25 protein-coding genes are annotated in these 24,757 nt (G+C 41.7%); 10 read left to right on the top strand and 15 right to left on the bottom strand.

Annotated elements, in window-relative coordinates:
- Positions 1 to 2 precede the first annotated feature (2 nt).
- Positions 3 to 1,493, top strand: a complete 1,491-nt coding sequence (locus FTU19_RS05485; RefSeq protein WP_159122747.1) for an adenylate/guanylate cyclase domain-containing protein — start codon at positions 3 to 5, stop codon at positions 1,491 to 1,493.
- Between the two features lie 74 nt (positions 1,494 to 1,567).
- Here FTU19_RS05485 and fdx read toward each other — a convergent pair whose 3' ends face one another.
- The 8 genes from fdx to FTU19_RS05445 form a co-directional block, all read right to left on the bottom strand.
- The gene (fdx, locus tag FTU19_RS05480) at positions 1,568 to 1,906 is read right to left on the bottom strand and encodes an ISC system 2Fe-2S type ferredoxin (protein ID WP_004786069.1); all 339 of its coding nucleotides are present in this window, start codon (positions 1,904 to 1,906) and stop codon (positions 1,568 to 1,570) included.
- A gap of 15 nt (positions 1,907 to 1,921) precedes the next feature.
- Complete coding sequence (gene hscA / locus FTU19_RS05475; RefSeq protein WP_180130330.1) at positions 1,922 to 3,781, bottom strand: Fe-S protein assembly chaperone HscA; 1,860 nt, start codon at positions 3,779 to 3,781, stop codon at positions 1,922 to 1,924.
- Between the two features lie 39 nt (positions 3,782 to 3,820).
- The gene (hscB, locus tag FTU19_RS05470) at positions 3,821 to 4,336 is read right to left on the bottom strand and encodes a Fe-S protein assembly co-chaperone HscB (RefSeq protein WP_004786065.1); all 516 of its coding nucleotides are present in this window, start codon (positions 4,334 to 4,336) and stop codon (positions 3,821 to 3,823) included.
- Between the two features lie 131 nt (positions 4,337 to 4,467).
- Positions 4,468 to 4,788: an iron-sulfur cluster assembly protein IscA gene (iscA, locus tag FTU19_RS05465; protein ID WP_004786063.1), complete on the bottom strand. Its 321-nt coding sequence runs from the start codon at positions 4,786 to 4,788 to the stop codon at positions 4,468 to 4,470.
- A 36-nt stretch (positions 4,789 to 4,824) separates the two neighbouring features.
- Complete coding sequence (iscU, locus tag FTU19_RS05460) at positions 4,825 to 5,211, bottom strand: Fe-S cluster assembly scaffold IscU (protein WP_180068535.1); 387 nt, start codon at positions 5,209 to 5,211, stop codon at positions 4,825 to 4,827.
- Positions 5,212 to 5,315: 104 nt separating this feature from the next.
- Positions 5,316 to 6,533: an IscS subfamily cysteine desulfurase gene (locus FTU19_RS05455; protein WP_166136649.1), complete on the bottom strand. Its 1,218-nt coding sequence runs from the start codon at positions 6,531 to 6,533 to the stop codon at positions 5,316 to 5,318.
- A gap of 1 nt (position 6,534) precedes the next feature.
- Entirely contained in the window at positions 6,535 to 7,008 is a 474-nt protein-coding gene (locus tag FTU19_RS05450; protein ID WP_179992330.1) for an Rrf2 family transcriptional regulator, read from the bottom strand.
- A gap of 111 nt (positions 7,009 to 7,119) precedes the next feature.
- Positions 7,120 to 7,770, bottom strand: a complete 651-nt coding sequence (locus tag FTU19_RS05445; RefSeq protein WP_125278309.1) for a hypothetical protein — start codon at positions 7,768 to 7,770, stop codon at positions 7,120 to 7,122.
- 205 nt (positions 7,771 to 7,975) lie between these two features.
- On the opposite strand from FTU19_RS05445, the gene FTU19_RS05440 reads away from it, so the two are divergent.
- The 3 genes from FTU19_RS05440 to FTU19_RS05430 all read left to right on the top strand — a co-directional run bounded on the left by FTU19_RS05440 (position 7,976) and on the right by FTU19_RS05430 (position 10,881).
- Positions 7,976 to 8,455 carry a phasin family protein gene (locus FTU19_RS05440; protein ID WP_034170344.1) on the top strand — a complete coding sequence of 160 codons (480 nt, stop codon included), beginning with the start codon at positions 7,976 to 7,978 and terminating at the stop codon, positions 8,453 to 8,455.
- 157 nt (positions 8,456 to 8,612) lie between these two features.
- Positions 8,613 to 8,885 carry an HU family DNA-binding protein gene (locus FTU19_RS05435; protein ID WP_004786051.1) on the top strand — a complete coding sequence of 91 codons (273 nt, stop codon included), beginning with the start codon at positions 8,613 to 8,615 and terminating at the stop codon, positions 8,883 to 8,885.
- A 130-nt stretch (positions 8,886 to 9,015) separates the two neighbouring features.
- On the top strand, positions 9,016 to 10,881 hold the full coding sequence (locus FTU19_RS05430; protein ID WP_180130328.1) for a SurA N-terminal domain-containing protein: 1,866 nt from the start codon (positions 9,016 to 9,018) through the stop codon (positions 10,879 to 10,881).
- A 111-nt stretch (positions 10,882 to 10,992) separates the two neighbouring features.
- Here the strand turns inward: FTU19_RS05430 and FTU19_RS05425 are convergent, their stop codons facing one another.
- On the bottom strand, positions 10,993 to 11,865 hold the full coding sequence (locus FTU19_RS05425) for a DUF2797 domain-containing protein (protein ID WP_125278306.1): 873 nt from the start codon (positions 11,863 to 11,865) through the stop codon (positions 10,993 to 10,995).
- Between the two features lie 35 nt (positions 11,866 to 11,900).
- Here FTU19_RS05425 and FTU19_RS05420 point away from each other — a divergent pair, with 35 nt between their 5' ends.
- Together FTU19_RS05420 and FTU19_RS05415 are read left to right on the top strand one after the other, a co-directional pair.
- A complete protein-coding gene (locus FTU19_RS05420; RefSeq protein ID WP_180130326.1) occupies positions 11,901 to 12,371 on the top strand; it encodes a DUF6231 family protein in 471 nt (156 codons plus the stop codon).
- 113 nt (positions 12,372 to 12,484) lie between these two features.
- Positions 12,485 to 13,159, top strand: coding sequence for a YidB family protein (locus FTU19_RS05415; RefSeq protein ID WP_180003218.1), 675 nt, complete (start codon positions 12,485 to 12,487; stop codon positions 13,157 to 13,159).
- Between the two features lie 58 nt (positions 13,160 to 13,217).
- Here the strand turns inward: FTU19_RS05415 and FTU19_RS05410 are convergent, their stop codons facing one another.
- Genes FTU19_RS05410 through FTU19_RS05400 form a run of 3 tightly spaced genes read right to left on the bottom strand, consistent with a single transcriptional unit; the run spans position 13,218 to position 15,186 of the window.
- Positions 13,218 to 13,838, bottom strand: a complete 621-nt coding sequence (locus FTU19_RS05410) for an OB-fold-containig protein (protein WP_180130323.1) — start codon at positions 13,836 to 13,838, stop codon at positions 13,218 to 13,220.
- 20 nt (positions 13,839 to 13,858) lie between these two features.
- Complete coding sequence (locus FTU19_RS05405) at positions 13,859 to 14,167, bottom strand: Rieske (2Fe-2S) protein (protein WP_373684488.1); 309 nt, start codon at positions 14,165 to 14,167, stop codon at positions 13,859 to 13,861.
- A gap of 14 nt (positions 14,168 to 14,181) precedes the next feature.
- The gene (locus FTU19_RS05400) at positions 14,182 to 15,186 is read right to left on the bottom strand and encodes an adenosine kinase (protein ID WP_166136667.1); all 1,005 of its coding nucleotides are present in this window, start codon (positions 15,184 to 15,186) and stop codon (positions 14,182 to 14,184) included.
- A gap of 261 nt (positions 15,187 to 15,447) precedes the next feature.
- Between FTU19_RS05400 and FTU19_RS05395 the strand changes: the two genes are divergently transcribed.
- The 3 genes from FTU19_RS05395 to FTU19_RS05385 all read left to right on the top strand — a co-directional run bounded on the left by FTU19_RS05395 (position 15,448) and on the right by FTU19_RS05385 (position 20,149).
- Positions 15,448 to 15,897 (top strand): GNAT family N-acetyltransferase, encoded by a 450-nt coding sequence (locus FTU19_RS05395; protein WP_034170350.1) that lies wholly within the window; start codon positions 15,448 to 15,450, stop codon positions 15,895 to 15,897.
- 147 nt (positions 15,898 to 16,044) lie between these two features.
- Positions 16,045 to 18,984 carry an insulinase family protein gene (locus FTU19_RS05390; protein ID WP_180130321.1) on the top strand — a complete coding sequence of 980 codons (2,940 nt, stop codon included), beginning with the start codon at positions 16,045 to 16,047 and terminating at the stop codon, positions 18,982 to 18,984.
- A 22-nt stretch (positions 18,985 to 19,006) separates the two neighbouring features.
- Positions 19,007 to 20,149, top strand: a complete 1,143-nt coding sequence (locus FTU19_RS05385) for a phospholipase A (protein ID WP_180130319.1) — start codon at positions 19,007 to 19,009, stop codon at positions 20,147 to 20,149.
- Between the two features lie 64 nt (positions 20,150 to 20,213).
- On the opposite strand, the gene FTU19_RS05380 is transcribed toward FTU19_RS05385, so the two are convergent.
- The 3 genes from FTU19_RS05380 to ilvA all read right to left on the bottom strand — a co-directional run bounded on the left by FTU19_RS05380 (position 20,214) and on the right by ilvA (position 23,909).
- Positions 20,214 to 21,554 carry a TrkH family potassium uptake protein gene (locus FTU19_RS05380; protein WP_159122737.1) on the bottom strand — a complete coding sequence of 447 codons (1,341 nt, stop codon included), beginning with the start codon at positions 21,552 to 21,554 and terminating at the stop codon, positions 20,214 to 20,216.
- Complete coding sequence (locus tag FTU19_RS05375; protein ID WP_104426160.1) at positions 21,551 to 22,207, bottom strand: TrkA family potassium uptake protein; 657 nt, start codon at positions 22,205 to 22,207, stop codon at positions 21,551 to 21,553. Before FTU19_RS05375 ends, FTU19_RS05380 begins: the two co-directional genes overlap by 4 nt.
- Before the next feature lie 163 nt (positions 22,208 to 22,370).
- Positions 22,371 to 23,909 (bottom strand): threonine ammonia-lyase, biosynthetic, encoded by a 1,539-nt coding sequence (gene ilvA, locus FTU19_RS05370; RefSeq protein ID WP_180130317.1) that lies wholly within the window; start codon positions 23,907 to 23,909, stop codon positions 22,371 to 22,373.
- A 104-nt stretch (positions 23,910 to 24,013) separates the two neighbouring features.
- On the opposite strand from ilvA, the gene rpiA reads away from it, so the two are divergent.
- Positions 24,014 to 24,685 (top strand): ribose-5-phosphate isomerase RpiA, encoded by a 672-nt coding sequence (rpiA, locus tag FTU19_RS05365; protein WP_159122734.1) that lies wholly within the window; start codon positions 24,014 to 24,016, stop codon positions 24,683 to 24,685.
- The last annotated feature ends 72 nt before the right edge of the window (positions 24,686 to 24,757 follow it).

The raw sequence follows: 24,757 nt of genomic DNA, 5'->3' as shown, positions 1-24,757 counted from the left end.
GAGTGCAATTAGACGACTGGATTCATCAGGAACCAAAACAGTTTGAATATTTCCATCGGATGATGGGATATATCATGCTGTCTCTGGTTCTGATCGTCTATCACTACACGGAACCGGACACCAATTACCAGATTTTTGTTCCGTTATTTCTGGCACTGGTTTTGGTGATCACACCGAAATTATCCCGGTGGATGATTTATAAATACGACTATAATTTAAAACGTAATTTCTTCTTTGTTCTAGATGTGATTATCGTATCGGTTGTACTTGCAGCTGTGCATCTGGATCTGGTGTTGTCTCTACTGGCAGTGGTCACATTGCTATATACCGCCATTAATAACAAGATTTCGTTCATGATGGTGTCACTGGCTGGCCTGATTGGCACCATGATCTTTTATCTGTCTACCATTGGCATTTTTGGGTTTACCAGCTATTTCAGTCCCACCAGTACCGAACTCACCGTACTAGGTTTCATCTGTTTGATTACTTATTTTGGTGTCGGAAATTTCTATCAAAGCGGTCGTATGCAATATATGACCCAAAAGAAAAATCATTATTTTGACCAGATGAACCGTTATATGGAATTTGCTAACCAGCTCAGCCGTTATGCGCCAGTGCAGTTATGGCAATCCATCATGAAAGGCGAGTCTGAAGCTAAGATCGAATACAAACGTAAAAAACTCACGATTTTCTTTTCGGATATTCAGGGATTTACAGAGCTTTCTGAAACTCTGATTCCGGATGATTTGGCTTTCCTGTTGAATGACTACTTAAGCCATATGACTGAAATCGCCAAGAAATATGAAGCAACGGTCGATAAGTTCATGGGGGATGCCATCCTGATCTTCTTTGGCGATCCGCACTCTGATGGTGTAGAGCAGGATGCTAAAAATTGTCTGGAAATGGCGATTTCAATGCGTCAGCAAATGAAATTACTACGCGAACGCTGGATTAAAATGGGTTATCCGCCATTACATATCCGTATGGGGATTTCGACCGGTTATTGTCACGTGGGGAACTATGGCGCCAATCACCGTATGGCCTATACCATTGTTGGTCGTGATGCTAATTTGGCTGCACGCTTACAAAGTGCTGCGGAAGTTGATGAAATCCTGATTTCTGAAGATACCCATAACCTGATCAAAAATGATTATCTATGTGCACCTAAAAAGCCAATTTTCCTGAAAGGGATTAAGGCGCCGGTACGCACCTGGCAAGTGATGGAAAAATATGCCTTCCAGAAAGTTGAATATCAGCGCTGGTTTGATTATGAATATAAAGGTTTCCATTTACTGTTAAATCTGGATGAAGTGCAAAACTATGATTATCCAGAGTTGCTGCATGTGCTGGAGAAAATGATTAAACGCATTCAAACCCAACAGCAACTGACCAACTCTCAAGGAATTGTGAAATTAAAACTTGAAGATGAAGTCATTGAACCTTTGTCTGCTGAAGAAGCATTTCGAGCAGCTGAACGATCAAAAGTCATCTAATTTTTATGATTTAAATAAATGATAAAGACCATAAAAAAAACCACGCCTAAGCGTGGTTTTTTGATTGCAGAATCTTAGTGATTTTCTGAAGCATGGTTGATGGTATATTTTGGAATTTCAACTTCCAGATCTTCATCCACAATCTTCACTTGGCAAGACAGACGAGAGTCGGGTTCTAAACCCCAAGCACGATCGAGCAAGTCAGCTTCGACATCATTCATGTCTTCAAGGCTGTCGAAACCGCGACGGACAATTACGTGGCAAGTAGTACATGCACATGACATATCACATGCATGTTCAATCTTGATTCCGTTTTTCAGCATGCTTTCACATAGATTGGCATCTTGTTCAACTTCAAACTCAGCGCCTTCAGGGCAAATTTGCGCATGTGGAAGAACTTTAATACGTGGCATAGTCTTTACCTTAAATTAGTTTGAGTTTGACCAATCGTCGAGTTTAGTGCCTTTAAGGGCAGCATCAATATGTTGATTCATGCGCAGAGCAGCAAATGCATCACTATGTATTTTAAGCTGTTCTACTGCAGATTCAATGGCTTTGATATCTGTACTTTGTAGCTCGGACTCAAGTCGTGCTTGCGCAGCAGTCAGTTCTGCCAATTGCTGTTCATTCATCAATTGAGCATCTACTTTCAATGCCTGAACCAGTGCTTCAATTTCACGTTGTGCTTCCACCTTGGTTTCCTGCAAATGACGAAGATTCTTATCTTCTTCAGCAAACTGATAACCTTCTAACAGCAGACGTTCAGTATCTTCACTCGACAAGCCATAAGATGGTTTGATATCGATTTGTGCAGTCACACCTGAAGTCATTTCTTTAGCAGAAACGGTCAACAAGCCATCTGCATCCACTTGGAAAGTTACTTCAATACGTGCCTGACCTGCAGTCATTGGAGGAATACCATGCAGGACAAAACGGCCTAAGCTACGGCAATGTTCTACCAGATCACGTTCACCTTGTACCACATGAATCAGCATAGCGGTTTGGCCATCCTGATACGTCGTAAATTCTTGGCGACGTGCGACTGGGATCGCAGTATTGCGTGAAATCAGACGTTCAACCAGACCGCCCATGGTTTCCAGACCAAGAGAAAGTGGAGTCACATCTAATAATAATGATCCATCTTTGCTGTTACCAATGAGCTGATTCGCTGTAATTGAAGCACCAATCGCAACCACTTCATCCGGATTAATGGTGCAAAGTGGTTCCTGGTTAAACACATCACGTACTGCTTTTTGCACGGCGTACGAGCGGGTAGAACCACCTACAAGCACCACATTCTGAATATCATCAAGTTCCAGCTTGGCATCACGCATGACACGCTTACAAACGCTGATGGTTTTATCCAAAGCAACCTTGATGATTTCTTCAAAAGTCGGGCGATCTAAAGTCAGGCTTTGATCAAGCAGCTTTAATTCAACTGAGTCTGCATCAGATAATGCTTCTTTAGCTTTACGCGCAGCAGTAATGAAATGCGCATATTCAGCATCATCTAGGGTTTCGATATTAAGCTGTTTTTTAGCCCATTTTAAAATCAGACGATCCAGATCGTCACCACCTAGAGCAGTATGGCCACCAGTCGCTAATACTTCGAACACACCTTGAGAGAAACGCAGAATGGATACGTCAAAGGTACCGCCGCCCAAGTCATAAATCACATAGTTGCGATCTGTGCTCAAGTTGGTTTCCTGATCCAATCCATAAGCCACCGCAGCAGCTGTTGGTTCATTCAATAAACGCAGAACGTTTAAACCGGCCAGTTGCGCGGCATCACGTGTTGCCTGGCGTTGTGCTTCATCAAAGTATGCAGGAACCGTAATCACGGCACCATTAATCTCATTTTTTAAGTTGGCTTCAGCACGTTCTTTAAGCTGCTTTAAAATTTCCGCAGAAATCTCAACTGGCGTTTTACGTCCTTGCGCAGTTTCAAATGCCGGCATTTCATTCGCTTCGCCCACCAAGGCATAAGGATGCTGGAATTTAATATCTGCTTGGGAGCGACCCATAAAACGTTTTACAGATACAATCGTATTTTTAGGATCGGTGGTAATAAAAGGTTTGGCATCATCGCCATATTCAGTGCTTTGTGCTGCATAATGAACGATAGAAGGAAGTAACACACGACCTTGTTCATCTTTGAGTACTTTGGCTTGACCTGAAAGAACCGTGGCAACCAAAGAGTGGGTGGTGCCTAAATCGATACCAATCGCAATGCGGTGTTCATGTGGTGCACTTGATTGACCTGGTTCTGCAATCTGCAAGAGAGCCATAGTGTTACATCCTTTGCACGTTAAAATTAAATAGAAAAATTAAAATTCATCATCAAGATCAAAGCTGTCATCATCCAGGAAACGGTCTTCCGCTTTGTCGATGTCCGCCATGACTTTAACAAAGAAACGCAGTTTACGCACGGTATCGCGAGCTTCACCCCAGTCTTCATCTTCATAGTCAATTTTGAACTCACGAACCAGACCATCAATCCATTGCTGAACTTCAACTTTCAGAGAAGAAAGATCTTCAGCCGATGAGGCTTCATCTAATTGCTCGCGAATTTCCAGCGCATCCTGAAGAAATTCAAAATCGCTAATAGACTGATCCAGATGATAGTCCTGTTTTTTTAAAGACAGTAAATAAGCTGCACGGCTATCAACCGCTGACAAAGCCTTGAATGCCTGGTTGATCTCGCTTGATTTAATCAAAGCCTGATCTTTATCTTCAGCTTTATCGGGGTGATATTGTTGCTGCAACTTTAAAAACTCTGCTTTTAAAGTGGCTAAATCAATATCGAGTGCTACAGGAAGATTGAACAACTCAAAATGATTCATGGGAGATAGAGTCCGCGATTAATATGCAAAAATGATTAAGCTTGATGACAATTAAAATAACTGCCTAAATGCAATTAAAACAGTGTATTTCACACTGTTTTAATGCTGAAAAAAGAGAATTATTGCTGCAATCAGACAGTGAATGACTCACCACAACCACATTCGCCTTTTTTATTTGGATTGTTAAATTCGAAGCCTTCGTTCAAGCCGTTTTTTACGTAGTCCATTTCTAGACCTTCGAGATAAACCAGACTTTTTGGATCTACGAAAACTTTAACACCAAACTGTTCAAAAACCTGGTCATGAGTATCGACTTCGTCGACAAACTCAAGAACATAAGCAAGACCAGAACAGCCTGAAGTTTTCACACCAACACGAATGCCTTCACCCTTACCGCGACTTTTGAGGTAATTGCTGATATGAGTTGCTGCATTTTCAGTTAAGTGGATCATGAAAACTCCGTGAATCTTTCTTCAAAAAACGAATGATTAAACTTTAGACTTCTTGTTACGGTAGTCTTCAACAGCCGCTTTAATTGCATCTTCAGCCAGTACAGAGCAGTGTACTTTTACTGGTGGAAGAGCCAATTCATTTGCGATATCAATGTTTTTGATCGCTTGTGCTTGGTCTAAGGTTTTACCTTTTAACCATTCAGTCACTAATGAACTTGATGCAATTGCAGAACCGCAACCATAAGTTTTAAAACGTGCTTCTTCAATCACGCCTTCATCATTTACTTGGATCTGTAAACGCATTACGTCACCACAAGCAGGTGCACCGACCATACCAGTACCAACGTTTTCTGCATTTTTGTCTAAAACACCAACGTTACGTGGGTTTTCGTAATGATCAATTACTTTTTCGCTATAAGCCATGTTGCTTCTCCAAAACTCGGGGTCAGCCTTAATATAAATATGGGGATTAAAAATTTTTTATCAATGAGATAGCAGTGTAAATACAGCTATCTCAGAGTCAAAAATTAGTGCTCAGCCCATTCAACTGTAGAAAGGTCGATACCTTCTTTGTACATATCCCAAAGCGGAGAAAGTTCACGTAATTTCTCAACAGCAGCTTTAGTGATATTTAAAACGTGATCGATATCTTCTTCAGTGGTGTACTTACCAAAGCTGAAGCGGATCGAACTGTGTGCAAGCTCATCAGAAAGACCTAATGCACGAAGTACATAAGATGGTTCAAGTGTTGCAGATGTACATGCTGAACCTGAAGATACCGCTGCATCTTTCAGTGCCATCATCAATGATTCACCTTCAACAAAGTTGAAACTTACGTTTAAGTAGTTTGCAACGTTTTGAGTTGGGTGACCGTTCAAGAATACCTGTTCAAGACCTTGTAAGCCATTCCAAAGCTTGTCACGAAGTACACGTAAACGAGCTTGTTCAGACTGTAAATTTTTGCCTGCAAGTTCAAATGCTTCACCCATACCAACGATCTGGTGAGTTGCAAGAGTACCTGAACGCATACCACGTTCATGACCGCCACCATGCATTTGTGCTTTTAGACGTACACGTGGTGAACGACGTACGAACAGGGCACCAATACCTTTAGGACCATAGATTTTATGTGCAGAGAAGCTCATCAAATCGACTTTCAACTGAGAAAGATCAATTTCAACTTTACCCGCAGCCTGTGCAGCATCAACGTGGAAGAAAATCTTTTTCGCACGGGTGATTTCACCAATCGCAGCAACATCAGTTGTCGTACCGATTTCGTTGTTTACCATCATCAGGGAAACAAGAATGGTGTCTGGACGAATCGCTGCTTCAACCATTTCTGGAGTAATTAAGCCAGTTTTTGGTTGCGGCTCAAGATAAGTAATCTCAAAACCTTCAGACTCAAGCTCACGACATGTATCCAAAATTGCTTTATGTTCAATTTTAGAAGTAATGATGTGTTTGCCTTTAGATGCATAGAATTGAGCCACACCTTTTAATGCAAGGTTGTCAGATTCAGTTGCACCTGAAGTCCATACGATTTCACGCGGATCAGCTTTTACTAAATTCGCCACTTGTTCACGGGCGTATTCAACTTTTTCTTCCGCTTGCCAGCCATAAGCATGTGAACGAGATGCTGCATTACCGAAGGTGCCTTCGAAAGTTAAGCATTCCATCATACGTTCTGCAACTTGAGGATCTACCGGAGTTGTTGCTGCATAGTCAAGATAAATCGGACGTTTCATGTCAAATACCTGTAACCGATAAAAGGGCTGAATCAATGTTTGCTGAATTTTGGCGTAATGACACGGTTTGAACGTTGTCACGGGCTACAAGGTCAGCAAGGGTGATTTTTGCGAGATAATCGGCAATGTGGTGGGAGAGTTCTTGCCATAAATCATGAGTCAAGCACATCGCGCCATTTTGGCAGTTGCCTTTATGGTCACAGCGAGTCGCATCGACTGTTTCGTTTACAGCTTCAATAATTGCTAACACAGTAATTTCATCTGCGCTGCGTGCTAAATGATATCCACCATTGGCACCGCGAACACTCGAAACTAGACCATAACGTTTTAGTTTCGCAAATAACTGCTCGAGATAGGCAACAGAAATAGTTTGACGTGCTGCAATTTCAGCAAGCGTGATCGTTTGTTCAGATGGCTGCAAAGCTAAATCAAGTAGAGCAGTCACTGCGTAGCGACCGCGAGTGGTTAGGCGCATGATTCGATACACATGGTTAGACTAGATGTGTAGATTTTATGAATCCCGACTAAATTAGTCAAGTTATTTTTGTGAATGGCGAGCGTATTTAATTTTCTGAAAATGAAAGAATTACGCGTTGATCCAATTATACACTAATAACGCAATCAAAAGTACTGTGATTATACTAAAGGCCATATTGATCCGCTTTTGTCGGCGTTCCATACGTTTAATGCGGTTGCGATACTGTTTAACTTCAACTTGCAGGCTATTAATTTTAGAACGCTGATCTTCAATTTTCTTTAATAAAGGCGCAATACGTTTTCTTGATGAAACAATATCGGTCTCATCTGCCGGAGGCTCAGATAACCAGTGCTTCCAGTCAGACAAGACTTTAGGTAAGGCAAATAAAGTCAGTAAATCACGGAACTCGTCTTTTAAAACCTGATTCCCATCAATACGCATCGCACGAATGCTTCTGCGATTGCCAAAGATAAAGATCTTAATCAGATCCATTAAAGTAGTGCGAACATCCAGATCAATAACTCTGCCTGGTGCTTTATAGTCAAATAACAGCCCGTCTTTGGTAAACTGAACATAGAAATCAAAATATGGAATATAACTATTGATTTTTATTGTAATATTCTCATCTACAAACTTCTTCGCCTGAAGAGCAACAACACGGTCATGTTTGAGAATGAACGTGAATATTGTTTCTAAAACGATTAAAGTCATCGTAAGCAACAAATGTGGTTGATTTTGACTTTGTTGCGATTCACTCATATATAAAACCAATCCTTACCTGAAAATTAAAATGAAAAAGCATCCTGCTGAGTAAAAGATTTCAGGGTTAAATCAAATTAGACTTGAAATAAAGTGCTTTGTAGAACAGTTTAGCAAATCTATCAAGCCCTTAATTTGCTATTATGCGGTGATTTTGTAGATAATTTTATGATATTTGCATAGAAAATAAGCAGGAGTCGTGTACATGGATAAAACAAAAACGACACAAGATACAGATCAGGAATTGATTGAAAAACCAGTGAAGAGTAAGTCAAAGTCTGCTTCAGAGCGACGTTCAATGCTGGACTTTCGTAAATATACCAAGCAGATCTGGTTGGCTGGGCTTGGGGCATTTTCCCGGGCAGAGGAAGAAGGCAATAAACTGTTTGACTCGCTGGTCAAGGTCGGAGAAGAGCTAGAATCCAAAACAGTCGATATTGCAGATCAAACTGTGGAAAAAGTCTCCGAAAAAGCACGCGAATCTGTGACAGATACCAAAGATAAGGTTGAAAAACTGATCGACAACTCTGTTCATCATTCCTTGAATCGTATAGGATTAGTCACACTGAAGGATGTACAACATCTGGAGCGTTTAATTCTTCAGTTGCATGCCAAGGTTGATGAATTGACCTTGCAGCAAGAAAAAATACAGAAAGAATTATCGGAAAAAATACACACAAAATGATTTTCTTCATAATTCAATGTTTTTTTCGCATATATTTTGAAAAAAAAGAGGTTTATAAGTATTGCGTTTATACCTAAAGCATTGCTATAAAGGCGTTATGGTAGTTTAAACAAATTCTTGGACCTTAAATAAACGATATTAAGAGGACGTAGTTTTCATGAATAAATCAGAATTAATTGATGCAATTGCAGAGAAAGGGGGATTATCTAAGGCTGACGCAGGTAAAGCTTTAGATGCTACAATTGCTTCTGTTACTGAAGCTTTAAAAGCGGGTGATACAGTAACTCTAGTTGGCTTCGGTACTTTCGGCGTTAAAGAGCGTGCTGCACGTACTGGCCGTAATCCACAAACTGGTGCTACTCTTGAAATTAAAGCAAGCAAAGTACCTAGCTTCAAAGCAGGTAAAGGCTTAAAAGACGCTGTTGCTTAAGCTGCTTCAATCCTAAAACGCGCCTTCTTTGGCGCGTTTTTTATTGATAGATTTAATTGTTTTGATTAACACATTCATTCAATGGGTTTTTTCGGTTAAAATCCTCTGCAAATAAAATATTGGAATACTTATGGAATCTTTTCGTAAAGTTATTAAGGGTTGGTTGGGCAAGGTCTTGCTCGTTCTGTTTTTAACCCCTTTAGCGCTTGTAGGTATTGAAGGATATTTTAGCGGCGGGAATTCTGATGCAGCAAAATCAGTCAATGGAACTGATATCTCTAAACAAGAATTAGAGTCACTGACAAAATCATTCAAACAACAATACTTAAGTTATGCCAATGGTGATGAAACCTTATTAAATCAAAGCTTCATCGATCAAAAAGCGATGGATACCCTGGTTGCGCGTACCTTGCTTTTGCAACAGGCTGAAAAACTGGGGATTAGCCTGAGTGACCAGCAAATTGCACAAATGATTTCTCAGCAGCCTTCTTTCCAGGAGAATGGCAAATTTTCTAATGCTTTATATGAAAATTACCTGAAATCAATCGGCATGACTAACAATGCTTTAGTAGAAAGTTTACGTAAAGACCATGCACTGAAAATGCTGTCTTCTACTTTTATGGATTATCCATTGGTCAGTCCGGTTGAAATGCAGCAAATTGCAGATCTGCAAACTGAACAGCGTCATATTCATATCGCTAGCGTGAATCTGGACAGCTATAAAAAAGCAGTAAAAGTATCAGAAGCTGATATTGCAGCATATTATGAAAAGCACAAATCCCAGTTCAAGCAACCGACTAGCGTTGATGTGGATTATGTGGTGATCAAGCCGAGCAATATTGATACTGCCAATGTAGCGGTCACTGATGCAGAATTGCAGGAAGCTTATAATAAATTTGTGGCTGACCAGAAGCAGAATGTGAAACCAGAGGTTAAACATATTCTGGTGACTGCAGATAGCCGTAGCGATGCTGAAGCCAAAAAACTGGCAAACGAAATTGCAGCTAAAATCAAAGCTGGTACCACTTTTGCACAAGCAGCAGCTCAATACTCTGAAGATCCTGAATCTAAATCTAAAGGTGGTGCTATCGCTGTCTATGAAAAAGGCGTGTTCGGTACTACATTTGATCAGACTGTTGCATCTTTAAAATCTGGTCAAGTTTCAGCGCCTGTTAAAACGGATTATGGCTACCATATTATTTCAGTCCAACTGCCTGATGTAGCAGTTCCATCGTTTGAATCTCAAAAAGCACGTTTATCTGAAGAAGTATTGGCAGCGAAAAAATCTAATGCATTCTCTGATACGGTAAACAGTCTGAATGACATGGTCGTGAGTGCGGACTCGCTGGATGTTGTTGCTCAGGAAGTGAAGGGCGTTCAGGTTCAGAAAGCAAATGGTGTGACCCTTGCGACACGTGATCCATTGCTAAGTAATGCGGCTGTCAAAGTTAAACTGTTTAACGATGACGTGAAAAATGGCGACCGTAATGCATCTTCAAGCATTCAGTTAGCCAATGGTGATGTGGCTTGGGTAAAAGTTCGCAATTATCATGCAGCGGGTGAGCAGACACTGGCAGAAGCTAAACCAGCAGTAAAAGCGAAACTGATTCAAGATAAGGCATTTGCTGCGGCTAAAGCTGAAGTTCAAACTGCATTGAATGAGTTTAAAACCAAGCCTGCAGCATCAGTTACGAAAGGTAAACTGGTATTTGAAGATGCAGGCATTTATACACGCGCAGAAGGTCTGCTTAAGCGTGATGTACAACGTGCAGCATTTAGCGTACCAGCGCCTAAAGCAGGTCACTGGTCAGTAACGACAGCAAATATGCCAAATGAATTGGTGGTTGTGGCAGTTTCTGAAGTGAAGAAAAATCCGATCGATGTTTTAAGTGCAGAGCAACGTAGTGAGCTGGTGAAATTGTATCAACAGCTTCGTGGTCAACAAGAATTTGATGATTATACGCGTTACTTAAAATCTCACGCAAAAATCAAATAAGATTCGCTTTTAAAAAACCAGCCTACGGGCTGGTTTTTTTATTTTCTTAAGTAAGAAATAATATCCAAAATAAGAAGAGAGCATATAACTCTCTTCTGAAATCCGGTCATTTTATTCCGCTCTAAAAATTAGCTCATAACCTGTATATTTACGGATATTAATCACACCAGTATCCAGAATCAGATATTGGCCTTTAATCCCTTGTAGTTTGCCTCGGATCACTGGAGTTTTATCTAAATTGTGAGATTTGATTTTTTCTGGATATTGCTCTATCGGATAGATGAACTCACGTGGTAATTCCTTATCCAAAACTTCAATATTCTCATTAAACTGCAAATTCTGATTAAACTCTTCACGGATAGTTTGGATTTTCGGTGCAAATTCTTCAATCAGTTGATCGCGAACCTCAATCAGATTTAAAGGTTCCGCTTCGCCTTTGAGTAATTTACGCCAGTCGGTTTTATCTGCGACCTGAGTACCAAACATCACTTCCAGTTTACCGGAAAGACGGCGAGAACCCACTTTCATGATAGGAAGGGCTTGAGTTGCACCCTGATCCAGCCAACGAGTCGGCATTTGATTAATACGAGTGATTCCGACTTTCAATGCACTAGAATTGGCCAGATAAACAATATGTGGCTGGAAGCAGACATTCTGTGCAAACTCATCTTCCCGGCAAGTACCTAAATGATAATGGCAGGTTTCTGGTTTCATGATGCACATATCACATGACGCTTTAGTTTTAAAACATTTAAAACAGTGGCCTTGTGAGAATGATTTAGAAGTTTTTTTGCCGCAAGAAACACAATAGATATTTCCAGTCCATTCAATCTCGATTTCCTGACCTAACTGGAATGGAAGGTTAATTTCTGATCCATCTAATATTAATTTGTATTCAACATTTGCCCGCTGGGTATTTTGATCAGTTACACTAAGGTCTGTAAGACCGACGTGCATTTTATGGCAAATGCCCTGAAGTTCCATAAAAAATTACTCACTTAAATCATAAGGATGCAGTCATGGCTGAACAGAATGTCATCACTTCAATGCTAGACGATTTCGCCAAAGAACAGCCAATTCATACTGCTATTTGTATCGGGCAGGATTTAACCCAATCTCAGTTTCAGCAATCTATTCAATGGCACTATTTTAACGTATCTGAGGTTCTAAATCTGCCTTTTCAACAGCGTTATGACCTGGCAGTAGTGATGCTGGACACTCCTGAAACCTTAGCATTGTCAGAACAGCAGAAGAGTCAAATTCTGGTTAAAATGCGTGATTTATTTGCAAAACGTCTGGTTGTGGTGAGTCGCTTGCAGGATGAAAAACTGCTCAGGTCTTTAGGTCTGACCCAGTTGATTGACAAGACAGTTCATGAGGCAGATTTTGCACTCTGGCAATTCAATATTTTGACTTATAAACATGTGCCAGACTGGTTTAACTCTAAATTCTGGGCTAACCCTGAAAACTGGGATAAATATCGCTGGTAAAATTGGAAAGCTAGGAAGGACTTATATCAGTATTGCAAATATTAACAAAATCCTGCATGGAAAATATGAGCCCAGACTCTATTCTGTAGAGAAGGTGTATACAGGAATGAGTTATGACCAATCTTAGTAGTATTGTGGAAATGCTGGCCAAGCAAGCTTTAGGAAATAACCAAGCCCAATCCCAGCAGCGTTCATCCCAGCAAGGGGGATTGGCAGATATTCTTGGATCAGTATTGGGTCATATCAATAATGCCAATCAGCAAAACCAGAACCCAAATCAGCAGCATCAAAACTCACAACAGCAAAACAAGCAAAATGGCCTAGGTGCAATTTTGGGTTCTGTACTCAGCCAGCTCGGCGGTGGGAGCCAATCTTCCGCTCGACCAAGTTCTGGACTGGGTGGCAGTTCAACAACAAAGACTTTATTGATTGCTGTCTTGCCTCTGGTCTTGGCCTGGATTCAGAAACAGGGCGGTTTGCAAGGAGCATTGGATAAACTCAAAGGACAAGGTTTAAATAGCCAGGTTGATGACTGGGTCTCTACTGGCCCGGGTGAAAATGCCAATGTCGATCCGCAGCAGGTACAAAACCTGTTTGATGACCAGGAAGTAGAACAGGTCGCAGAACAGACCCATGTGCCTAAACAGGATGTCTATAGCGCCATTTCTCAGGTCTTGCCGCAGATTATTGATTCACTGACACCACAAGGTGAGCAAACCAGCAAGCAGGAAGCCAATAATGATATTCAGAATGTATTGAATATGGTCTCAGGCTTGTTTAAAAAATAAATCTATCTATCCAATAAAAAATCCCGACTTTTAGCCGGGATTTTTTCTATTGAATTCTTTAAGCTTCTTCCAGATTCAAGCTAAAGAGTCGGTTGGATTTACAGATCTTCTTGGCCACATAATGCGATTTTCTAAGACGGATTAAAATAATCTGAGACTGAAATTCCAGTTCGCCAAATTCAGGTTCAACCTGAACATAGTGTAACTGACCATACTCATCCCGAACTCGTGCTTGGGCAGAAAAGCCAGGACGGGCATTACCGCTTGAAATTGTAGCTAAACGGCCTAATAGGTTTACATCATTCTTTTTATATTTAGGTGGAATAACCTGATCCAGACAATGAATCATAAATACGGTAAAGAAAATCGCAATGATCAATGCCGGTAGAATGATGTAATAGGCAGATAAGAAATGATATTCCTGTGAATAGATCAGAAACTGAAGAAAATAGCCGGAAAAGCTAAAATTCATCAGGAAGAAAAAAACAATCAGGGTTTTGGAAAATTTGACATTTAGCCATTCAACATTCTGAAAGTCATATGGAGAAATGCGTTCCAGGAGTTGACTGGGTTTAAGCTTAAAATAGAAGGCAACTGTTTTTGCCACGCCAAGCAGAATGATGAACAATAAACTGAGATGAAATGGCATCAGGTTATAGTCAAGTAAAAACTCAGGCATGGCAAAATCCGTTTTAGCTATTATTCTGAAAGATAAATTCCGCCATCAGAATGCACGGTAATATCAACTTTTTCAAGTGATTGGCCTTGACAAGGTCCAGAAATACATTCACCGCTTTCGACTACGAACAGCGCGCCATGAGTAGAGCATTCAATAAATTCCTGATCACGGTCCAGAAACTGGTTTTCCAGAAATTCCAGTTCTACCTGTAAATGTGGACAAATATTCTGGTAAGCATAAAACGAACCATCACGCTGGGTAATAAAAATTGTATCTCCATTCGGAAGTTCAAAAGAGCGTGCTTCACGCTCTGGAATATCGTCAGTCATGCAAATTTTAAACATTAAGCACATTCCTTAAGAACATCTTTTAATAATGCTGTGTATTCTGAAACCGCCAGTCGTGGCCCAAATTGCGCTACTACTTGACTAGACACCAAAATTGCCAGTTCTGCTGCTGTTTTTAAGCCAAGACCCGCATTAAGTGCATATAAAAAAGCACCCGCGAAAGCATCGCCAGCCCCATTGGCATCCACTGCAGTTACAGCACGGCCCGGCACAGTAAAGGTTTCACCATTATTGGAAATAAGCGCACCATCAGCTGACATTGTAATGACAACGTATTGACTTAATTCCTTGAGTTTAGCCAGAGCTGCTTCGATGGTATCTGTTTCGGTATACATCAATGCTTCTTGCTGGTTGCAGAACAAGAGATCAACGCCATCTGCAATCATTTCATCCAGACCGGCACGGGCATATTGCACCATCGCAGGATCAGAAAGGGTAAATGCGATTTTAACCCTATTGGCTTTGGCAATTTCACGCGCCTGTTTTACGGCCTGACGTGCTGTTTCGGAAGTGGATAGATAGCCTTCGATATAGAGCCATTTAGCGGTTGTTAAAGGCTGGAAATCAATCTGTTCATCTGTCAGTTCAGCAGTAATACCTAAATAGGTATGCATGGTACGTTCAGAATCTGGGCTGACCAGAACCATACAGGTACCTGTTACGCCTTCACTAATCGATTGGGTTGTAGTTTTAATGCCAGCTTCATTTAAGCCATGCAGATAGATATGACCCAAATCATCATTACCGACACGGCAGGCATAGAATGCAGAGCCGCCCAAAGCTGCAAATGCAACTGTAGTATTGGCTGCTGAACCGCCTGAAGCCTGACCTTTATAAGTTTGAGTTGCTTTTAAGTTTTGATACAGAGTAGCCTGAGCTTCACCATCCGCAAGTTGCATGGTGCCTTTTTGCAAGTGATGTGCAGTTAAAAACTCATCAGAAACTTTAAATTCCTGGTCAATCAGCGCATTGCCAATCGCAAAAAGGTCAACAGTAGACATATCCAAATATCACATTAAAAATGAAAGTGCTAAGTTTACACGATTGCTCGGGTTTGCTGTAGTTCACTGAAACATTTTCAGAATACTTTAAAAAATACTGTAACTTATTCAGCTTGAATCTTTGGTCTAAGAATTGATTTATTTTTAAACGGTAGCGAGTGCAGCCATTGATTTAAAGGTTGGATTTTATTTATAAGATTAGAGTACCAAGCAGTTATACTGGTGCGACATTTGAACAATCATCTAAAACAGTGTGGGTATATGGATATTAAGATTGTAACAGCCGAGCAGCTCCCTGATCAGATTGACACTTTAGCGACACTGGCGCGTAAAGAAGGTTATGACCTGATTGATAAGTTAATTGAAGAATACCGCACTGGAAAAAACTGTTTCAGTCAAAATAATGAATTTCTGGCCTGTGCCTATGATGGCAATAAACTGATTGCCTGTGGCGGCTTAAACCAGCAATGGGGCGATAACGGCATTGAAGAAAGAATTGGCCGGGTACGTCGCTTCTATGTGCATCCAAAATATCGTCAACATGGTGTAGGTAAGCAGCTTCTAGCTTATCTAGAGCAGTTGGCACGACCATTTTATTCAGCACTTTGTTTACAGACCGATACCAAACTGGCCGCCAGTTTCTATCAAAAACAGAACTACGTCTTTGTTGAAAACCACCCGAGTTATAACTATTTCAAGTATATGATCTAGAGATCATTGCCAAACCTGATCATTTAAAAATCAGATGATCAGGTTTACTTAATTCGATCAAAATCCTCGGTTTTCTACGTGAATAATTCAAACAACTACAGCTATAATGCGAATAATAATTTTTTAATTTAAGCATTAGGAGATCGCATGACTGTAGATGTCACTGAAACCATTTCTCAAACTGTACATCCTGCGTTTCAGTTGGTACGTCAACAACATGTTGAAGCTTTAGACATTTTAGTGTCTGAATATAAGCATAAAGTGACTGGCGCCACCCATTATCATCTGGCGACCAATCACGATGAAAATGTTTTTCTGGTTGCGTTTCGCACCCAGCCAATGGATTCAAAAGGTGAAGCGCACATTCTGGAACATACCGCACTGTGCGGCTCAGAAAAATTCCCGGTACGTGATCCGTTCTTCTTGATGATTCGCCGTTCGCTTAATACTTTTATGAATGCCTTTACAGCGGCAGACTGGACGGCTTATCCATTCGCAACTCAAAATGATAAAGACTTCCAGAACTTATTAGAAGTGTATATGGATGCGGCTTTCGCTGCGAACCTGAATCCGTTGGATTTTGCTCAGGAAGGCATCCGTATTGAACTGGAAAATGGCGAACCGGTATATAAAGGTGTGGTATTTAATGAAATGAAAGGGGCAATGAGCTCACCTTCAGATCAGCTTTATCATACTTTGGCGCATCACTTATTCCCGGACACCACTTATCACTACAACTCAGGCGGCGATCCTAAAGATATTCCAGACCTGACTTATGAAGAGCTGGTGAACTTCTATAAAACGCATTATCACCCAAGTAATGCTGTATTTATGACCTTTGGTAATAAATCTGCTGCTGAGTTACAGGAACAGTTTGAAAATCTGGCGCTGTCTAAATTTGAAAAAGGTGAAACACTTTATTCAATACCAGAAACCCGTTTAACTGCGCCACTCAATGTGACAGAAACCTATGCAGTTGATGGGGAAGATCTGAAGGACAAGACTTATCACGTATTGTCATGGTTATTGCCAGAAGCGAGTGATATCAAGTTACGTTTAGGCTTGCGTCTCGTAGAAGGGATTTTGCTGGAAGATTCAGCATCTCCCTTACGTCATTACTTGGAAACCTGTGGTTATGCACAGTCAACTGGTCCATTCATGGGCGTAGATGATTCCAACTTTGAAATGACCTTCTACTGTGCGGTTCAAGGTTCAAACCCGGAACATGCTGAAGAATTCAAAAACGGAGTTTTCAAAGTTCTGGAAGATGTTGCCTCTAAACCTGTTGATCAACAGGCAGTAGATGCGATCCTGCATCAGATCGAATTGCATCAGCGTGAAATCAATGGTGATGGTACACCTTATGGCCTAAGCCTGATCTTGAGCGGTTTAAGCAGTGCAATTCACCATCGTGATCCGGTTGAAGTCTGGGATGTGGATTCTGCGATTGCTTCAGTAAAAGAAGAGTTGCAAGATCCAATGTGGCTGTCGAATCTGATTAAAGAGCATCTACTGGATAATCCGCACCGTGTTCAACTGACTTTAGTTCCAGATGCAACTAAATCTGCCAAAGAAGCGGAAGAAGAAAAAGCACGTCTGGCTGAAATTGGTAAAGCTTTAACTGAAGAGCAAAAAGCAGAGATCAATGCTCAAACTGAAGCGTTAAATATCCGCCAAGATACTCCAGATGATTTGAATCTGTTACCTAAGGTGGGTCTGGAAGATGTGCCTGCGGAATTGCAGATTGTTCAAGGCCAGTTGCGTGAGATTATCTGTAACCGCGTAGATACGCCGTTGAATCTTTATCATGCAGGTACCAATGGGATTTATTACCAACAGGTGTTGGTGAAAATTCCAGATGAAGTGGTGCAATCACCGTATTTCAACCTGTTGTCTATTTTAATGGGTGAAGTTGGTGCGGGTGAATATGATTACCTGCAATTCCAGCAACTGCAAACAGCAGTCAGTGGTGGTCTGGGCATGGGCGCTTCATTGCGTTCTAAAGTGGATGACAAAAACAAGATCAGTGCGTGGTTAACTTTAACGACTAAATCTTTGGCTAGCCATCTGGATGCGATCCGTCTGTTAAAGATCGGTTTTGAGCAGCTACGCTTTGATGAAAAAGGCCGTATTATTGAGTTATTACAACAGCGTAAAACTCGCTGGCAATCACGTATTTCCGGTTCGGGTCATAGCTATGCGATGCAAGTGGCATCACGTCAGCATAGCGCTCTAGCCTTGCGTGATTATCATAATACCGGTCTGGGTGCTTTGAACTGGCTGATTAACTTGGTCAATCAGGCTGAAAAAGATACAGCAGCTTATGATGCTATGATTGATGAATTAAAACGCATTCATACAGTCTTGCTACAAGCACCAAAACAATTCCTGTTGGTGTGTGAAGAACAGCAGTCTGAGCGTCTGATTGAAGAAATTCAAAACGTGTGGGACAAACTGGAAGTGAATACTGCACCTGCAGAATTGACTCAGGTTGAAAAAGTTAATCATAGCAATGATGAAGCCTGGTTGATTCAGACTAATGTGCAGTTCTGTGCAGCAGCTTATCCTGCGGTAGAAGTTTCACATCCTGATGCTGCTGCCTTGATGGTATTGGCAGGCTACTTGCGTAATGGTTATCTGCATAGCGCAATCCGTGAAAAAGGCGGTGCTTATGGTGGTGGCGCAAGCTATGACGGAAATGCATGTTCTTTCCGCTTCTATAGTTATCGCGATCCACGCTTAGCAGAGACTTTCCAGGACTTTGATGCAAGTATCCAATGGTTGCTTAACGCACCTCAACAACCGCATCAGCTGGAAGAAGCCATCTTGGGTTTAATTGCCAGTATGGACAAACCGGGGTCACCAGCAGGTGAAGCGATTACTGCCTGTTATGCCTACCTGCATCAACGTACGCCAGCATTCCGTAAACAGCTTCGGGAACGTTTGTTGCATGTCACTTTAGATGATTTGAAACGTGTCGCACAGACTTATCTGGTTGAACAGCAAGCTTCAAAAGCGGTGGTTGCGCCATTTGCCAAACGAGAAACTTTAGAACAACTCGGCTTTACAATTCAGCAAGTTCAATAAATAAAAACAATGAGGATAGAGGATGGCGCTTAATTCTATTAAGCGCTCAACTTTGCAGCTAGGCGTTTTGCTTGGCTGTGCAGTTGGGACGCAAGTTAATGCGGAAGATAAAACTGTAGCGAGTAGTCCGATGCCGGCAACGGCTGAGGCTTGCTCTGCGGTTGAAACCAATTCAGAACGCTTGGCCTGTTATGATGCGGTATTTAAAATACCGGCCGATAGTAAGCCTGATATTGTTTCTGAACGGCGTGCAGCCATAGAAATTGCGCCCGAACCCGACAACCTCAAAGCGAAAATTGAACAGACCGTTTCCAATATCTATGCTTCTGAAGGATCAAAGCTGACTCCGGCTTTATCCTTGCTGGATAGCCGTTGGGAATTGTCGCCAGAAAGTAAACTGGGTACCTGGAATATCCGTTCCTATCAGCCGATTTATCTGATGCCAGGATTCTGGACTTCCAAGAAAAACGAGTTTCCGCAAAGTGAAAACCCGAATAACACGGTTGAAGAAGACCAGAATTTGACCTCGATTGAAGGGAAATTCCAGTTATCTTTAAAAACCAAGGCGGTTGAAAATATTCTGGGTGATAACGGTGATCTTTGGCTGGGTTATACCCAGTCTTCACGCTGGCAGGTATATAACTCGGAAGAGTCCCGACCATTTCGTGAGACCAATTATGAGCCTGAAGCAAGCCTGATCTTCCGTACTAATTATGATCTGTTTGGTTTAAACTGGCGTATGCTGGGATTGACGCTTAATCACCAGTCTAATGGCCGTTCGGATCCATTATCTCGTAGCTGGAACCGGGTAATGCTGAATCTCGGTTTTGAAAAAGACAACTTCGCCATGATGCTGCGCCCTTGGTATCGTATTGAAGAAGACCGGGCTGATGACAATAATCCCGAGATTAAAAACTATATCGGGCGTGGGGATTTAACTGCGTTTTATCGTCATAATGCCCACGATTTTTCCCTGATGTTGCGTCATACGCTAAAAGGTGGTGATGATAACCGTGGTGCGGTACAGTTTGACTGGTCATTTCCGATCAGTGGGCGTCTACGCGGCCAATTCCAGCTCTTTGATGGTTATGGTGAAAGTCTGATTGATTATAATCACCGTGCGACCTATGTGGGCTTGGGTGTATCCTTAATGAATTGGTACTAATCTGTTTCATGTAAAAAACCACGCTTAGGCGTGGTTTTTTTGCTTATACCTATTCATTTAAATCTTAACCAATCTGAATTTCTGAAGGCGGATGTTTAAGACGGCTTTTCTTCGGTGTTGCAATTAAATAGGCAAGGGTCAAAGGTCCTAGACGACCAGCATACATCATCAGCATCAGAATGATTAAACTCGCTGGCTGCAATTCTCCAGTGACACCACGTGTTAATCCAACTGTACAGGCGGCAGAAACTGCCTCAAACAGCAAATCTAAAAAATCATGATCGGGTTCTAGAATGAGTAAACTCATAAAACCGGTCATGACCAGACCTGCAGTAATACACACAACCGCTAAGGCTTTAAAAGTAGTTTTCTCAGAAATAGAATGATTGAACAAGCGGATTTCATCTTCACGGCGTAGAAAACTGATTACGCTGATCACCACAATAATAAACGTACCAACTTTAATTCCGCCCGCCGTACTTAAGGAACCGCCACCAATAAACATTAAAAAAATGGTGACTAGACTTGAGGCATCGCTCATCTGGTCCATGGGCAGACTATAAAAACCCGAAGAGCGGGGAACAGTGGCATGGAACCAGGCATTGAGTGCCTGATCACCTACACTCATCAGCGCTAAAGTCTGTGGATTAGAGGCTTCTAATAGCCAGAGTACAATAAAAGCACTCAGGTTAAGGCCCATAATCGTCGTTAGAATCAGCTTGCTATTCGGGCTAAGCTTGCGCCAGCTTTTATTCTGTTTTACATCCATCAGAACCAGAAAACCGATCCCGCCAATGATATACAGCATGCTGATCGTAAAGGTCACGAAATACTGGCCGGAAAAGCTCATCAAGCTATTGGGGAAAAGGGAAAATCCGCCATTATTAAACGCAGAAACACTATAAAAAGCCGCATAAAACAGTGCTTCACCAAAAGGATAATCTTCCAGCCACGCCATGGTTAAAATTAGGGTGCCAATGGCTTCGAAAAACAGGGAATATAGGAATACCGCTTTAATGGTAAAACTGACTTTCTTCAAACTGGTCTGGCCAATAGATTCCTGTGCCATCACTTGCTGTCTTAAACCAAGTTTAGGTGACAGACTCATAAAAGCGAGTATGGCAAAGGTCATAAAACCGAGGCCACCACATTGCAGCAGGAACATAATCACGACCTGCCCAAAGGGTGTATAAGCTTCACCAACATTGACCACAGATAGCCCGGTAATTGTCACTGCAGAAGTTGCTGTAAAAATCGCTTCTAACCAGCTGATTTCAGTTTGATGCGCAAAGGGCAGCATCAGTAATAAAGAACCAATAAAAATCAGTCCGAGAAAACCTAAGGCCAGCAGACTCGGTGGACTGAGATTGACAATCCTGTTCTGGTTTAAATTTGAGCTTTTCATATGGCCTTAAAATGCTTGGACAAACGGCGTAGAGGCTCTAGTAATCCTTCGACCACCAGAATGTCACCTTCCTTAAGTAGCAGCTCAAGATCCACGATATGTTGTATTTCAGTGCCGCGTTTATGTAAAAGAACTTTAATTTCGGGAACCTGACTCATTAACTGGTGTAAGGGAGTGTCATGATGATCGGCATGAATCTCGATTTTGACAATATAATGATCATCTTCAAGTGACATATAACGGCTAACCATCGGGTAGCTGAGTGATTGTGCCACACGGACGCCCATATCTTCTTCTGGGTGAATAATTTTTTCGACATTCAGATGAGTCAAAATCATATGATGGGCTTTGGATTTGGCTTTGGCCCAGATTTTTTTTACACCCATATTTTTTAGATGTAGTACACACAGAATGCTGGCTTCAATATCTTCACCAATCGCGACTACGACTGCTTCACAGCGCTGGATATCCAGTTCATCCAGGACATGCTCATCGGTTGCATCGGCAATCACCGCATGGGTAAGCTGATCGGAAATATTTTCCACATATTTTTTGTCGAGATCGATTCCAATCACATCATGTTTCAGGCTGATCAGTTGAGTCGCCACTGTTGCACCGAAGCTGCCCAGCCCAATGACTGCAAATAATGCCATGCATATTTCCCTAAATCTTTTTTATTTCAAATCAGTTCATGTCTAAGTACGTATCTTAAAGATTTTTATAGTTTTCAGCTATCTGGCCTTACATAAATACTTCATACATTTTTTTAGCTGGACATAAAAAAACCGCCTCGAAAGGCGGTTTATATCAAACTGATTATTTCAAGAAACGCTGATAACCTAGGTTGTTGGTGATTTCTTCATATGGATAAGTAATGCTTTCCAATGTCTCAATCAAACCATCTGGATTTTGCTGTGCATCTTCTGCTTCTAGGCCGACCAGTACGCGACCTTCTGCAGCGCCGTGGTTACGGTAATGGAACAGGGTGATGTTATGCGTTGGGCCAAGACGTTCCAGGAACATTAGCAGGGCACCTGGACGTTCCGGGAATTCCACGCGGAACAGGCGTTCATTTTCAATATCGGCATGACCGCCAATCAGGTAACGGATATGTAGTTTTGCGACTTCGTCATCAGACAGATCATCAACATCGTAGTCGAATTTCAGGTTTTCATAGATTTCCTGACGTTCTTTTTCACCATTTTTCAGGCTGATACCGACAAAGACCTGAGCTGCAGAAGCATCACTTGAACGGTAGTTAAACTCTGTGATATTACGGCCTTGTAGTGCACGGCAGAATTTCAGGAATGAACCTTTTTCTTCTGGAATAGTTACGGCAAAGATAGCTTCTTTGCGTTCGCCGAGTTCTGTACGTTCGGCAATATAGCGCAGACGGTCGAAGTTCATGTTCGCACCGCAAACAATCGATACGATGTTTTTGCCTTTAATGCCGTGTTCTGCTACATATTTTTTGATACCGGCCAATGCCATTGCACCTGACGGTTCTACGATGCTACGGCATTCATCATAAGTATCTTTAATTGCTGCACAGACTTCATCGGTATTGACCAGCACGACTTCTGGTTCAACGATTGGGCCAGAGTTATCTGATTTTTGCAGGCGGATGACCTCAAAAGGTTTTTCACCAATTTGTGCCACTGCAGTACCATCGGCAAATAAACCGACAGATGGAAGAATCACACGTTCATTGGCTTCTAAGGCCGCTTTTAAGCACGCGGATTCTTCATATTCCACAGGAATCACTTTGACATGCGGAGCCACATCTCCCAAGTACGCTGCAACACCGGCAATCAGGCCACCACCACCAACAGCAACGAAGACATATTCCACATCACGCCATTGACGCAAAATTTCATTGGCAATGGTGCCTTGACCGGCCATCACCAGTTCATCGTCATAAGGTGGAATAAAGGTCATGCCATCTTCTTCGGCACGTTGAATGGCATATTTATTGGCAACGTCAAATGAATCACCATGTAATACTACTTCACCCCCTAAACGTTTTACTGCTTGGACTTTAATGTCGGGCGTGGTCTTTGGCATCACAATAATCGCGCGAATACCCAGCTTTTTCCCTGACAGTGCCACGCCTTGTGCATGGTTGCCTGCTGAAGCTGTGATAACGCCACGTTCGAGTTGTGATTTCGGTAATTGACTAATACGGTTATAGGCACCGCGTAGTTTAAATGAAAAGACCGGTTGTAAATCTTCACGTTTAAAGCGAATGTTATTATTTAAGCGTTCGCTAATTCGTGGCGCTGCTTCGAGTGGGGTTTCGATTGCAACATCGTAGACCGTTGCTTGTAAAATTTGTCGAACCAAACGAGACAGCATGTTAATTTTCCATCTAACAGTTTAAAATAAGACTCTATTGTAACAAACCACACGGCTTTGCGGTTTAAAATTACTGCAAAAGTCCAAATTAGTTGAGTGATGTCATGAGTCTATATGCAACCCAAGATGAGAAAAAACAAGCTGCAGCCAAAGCGGCTTTAAAACACTTACCAAAAGGGGGCATTTTAGGCGTAGGTACAGGTAGTACCGTTAACTTTTTAATTGACCTTTTACCAGAACTGCAATTGGAAGCTGCTGTTGCAAGTTCTGAAGCGACTGCACAGCGTCTGAAAAAATTAGGCATTGAAGTGGTTGATATGAATAGCGTGGGCGGTTTAGATGCCTATGTCGATGGTGCTGATGAAATTGACCGTCATATGCACATGATCAAAGGTGGTGGTGCTGCGCTTACACGTGAAAAAATCGTGGCGTCGATTGCGAAAAAATTCGTATGTATCGTCGATGATTCGAAATGGGTAGAGCAGTTGGGTCGTGATTTCCCATTACCTGTTGAAGTGATTCCAATGGCACGTTCAGCAGTCGCACGTAAGTTGGTGGCATTAGGTGGTGATCCTGCTTACCGTGAAGGTGTAGTGACTGATAATGGAAATGTTATTTTGGATGTGCATAACCTGAATATTCTGAATGCGCTTGAGCTGGAAAAAACGATTAATGACATTCCAGGCGTCGTATGTAACGGTATTTTCGCGATCAATAAAGCGGATATTGCGATTGTTGCGACCAATAATGGTATTGAAGAGCGTACAGCGATTTAAGAAATCCTCCCTGACCCTCCTTTTTCAAAGGAGGGAAAAGTCTTTAATTTGATAAAGCTCCTCGAAACTTCT

Source organism: Acinetobacter sp. YH12072, assembly GCF_013419565.1.
Classification (GTDB): Bacteria; Pseudomonadota; Gammaproteobacteria; order Pseudomonadales; family Moraxellaceae; genus Acinetobacter.
The sequence above is the reverse complement of the archived record's forward strand: the minus strand, read 5'-3'. Positions and strand labels throughout refer to the sequence as shown.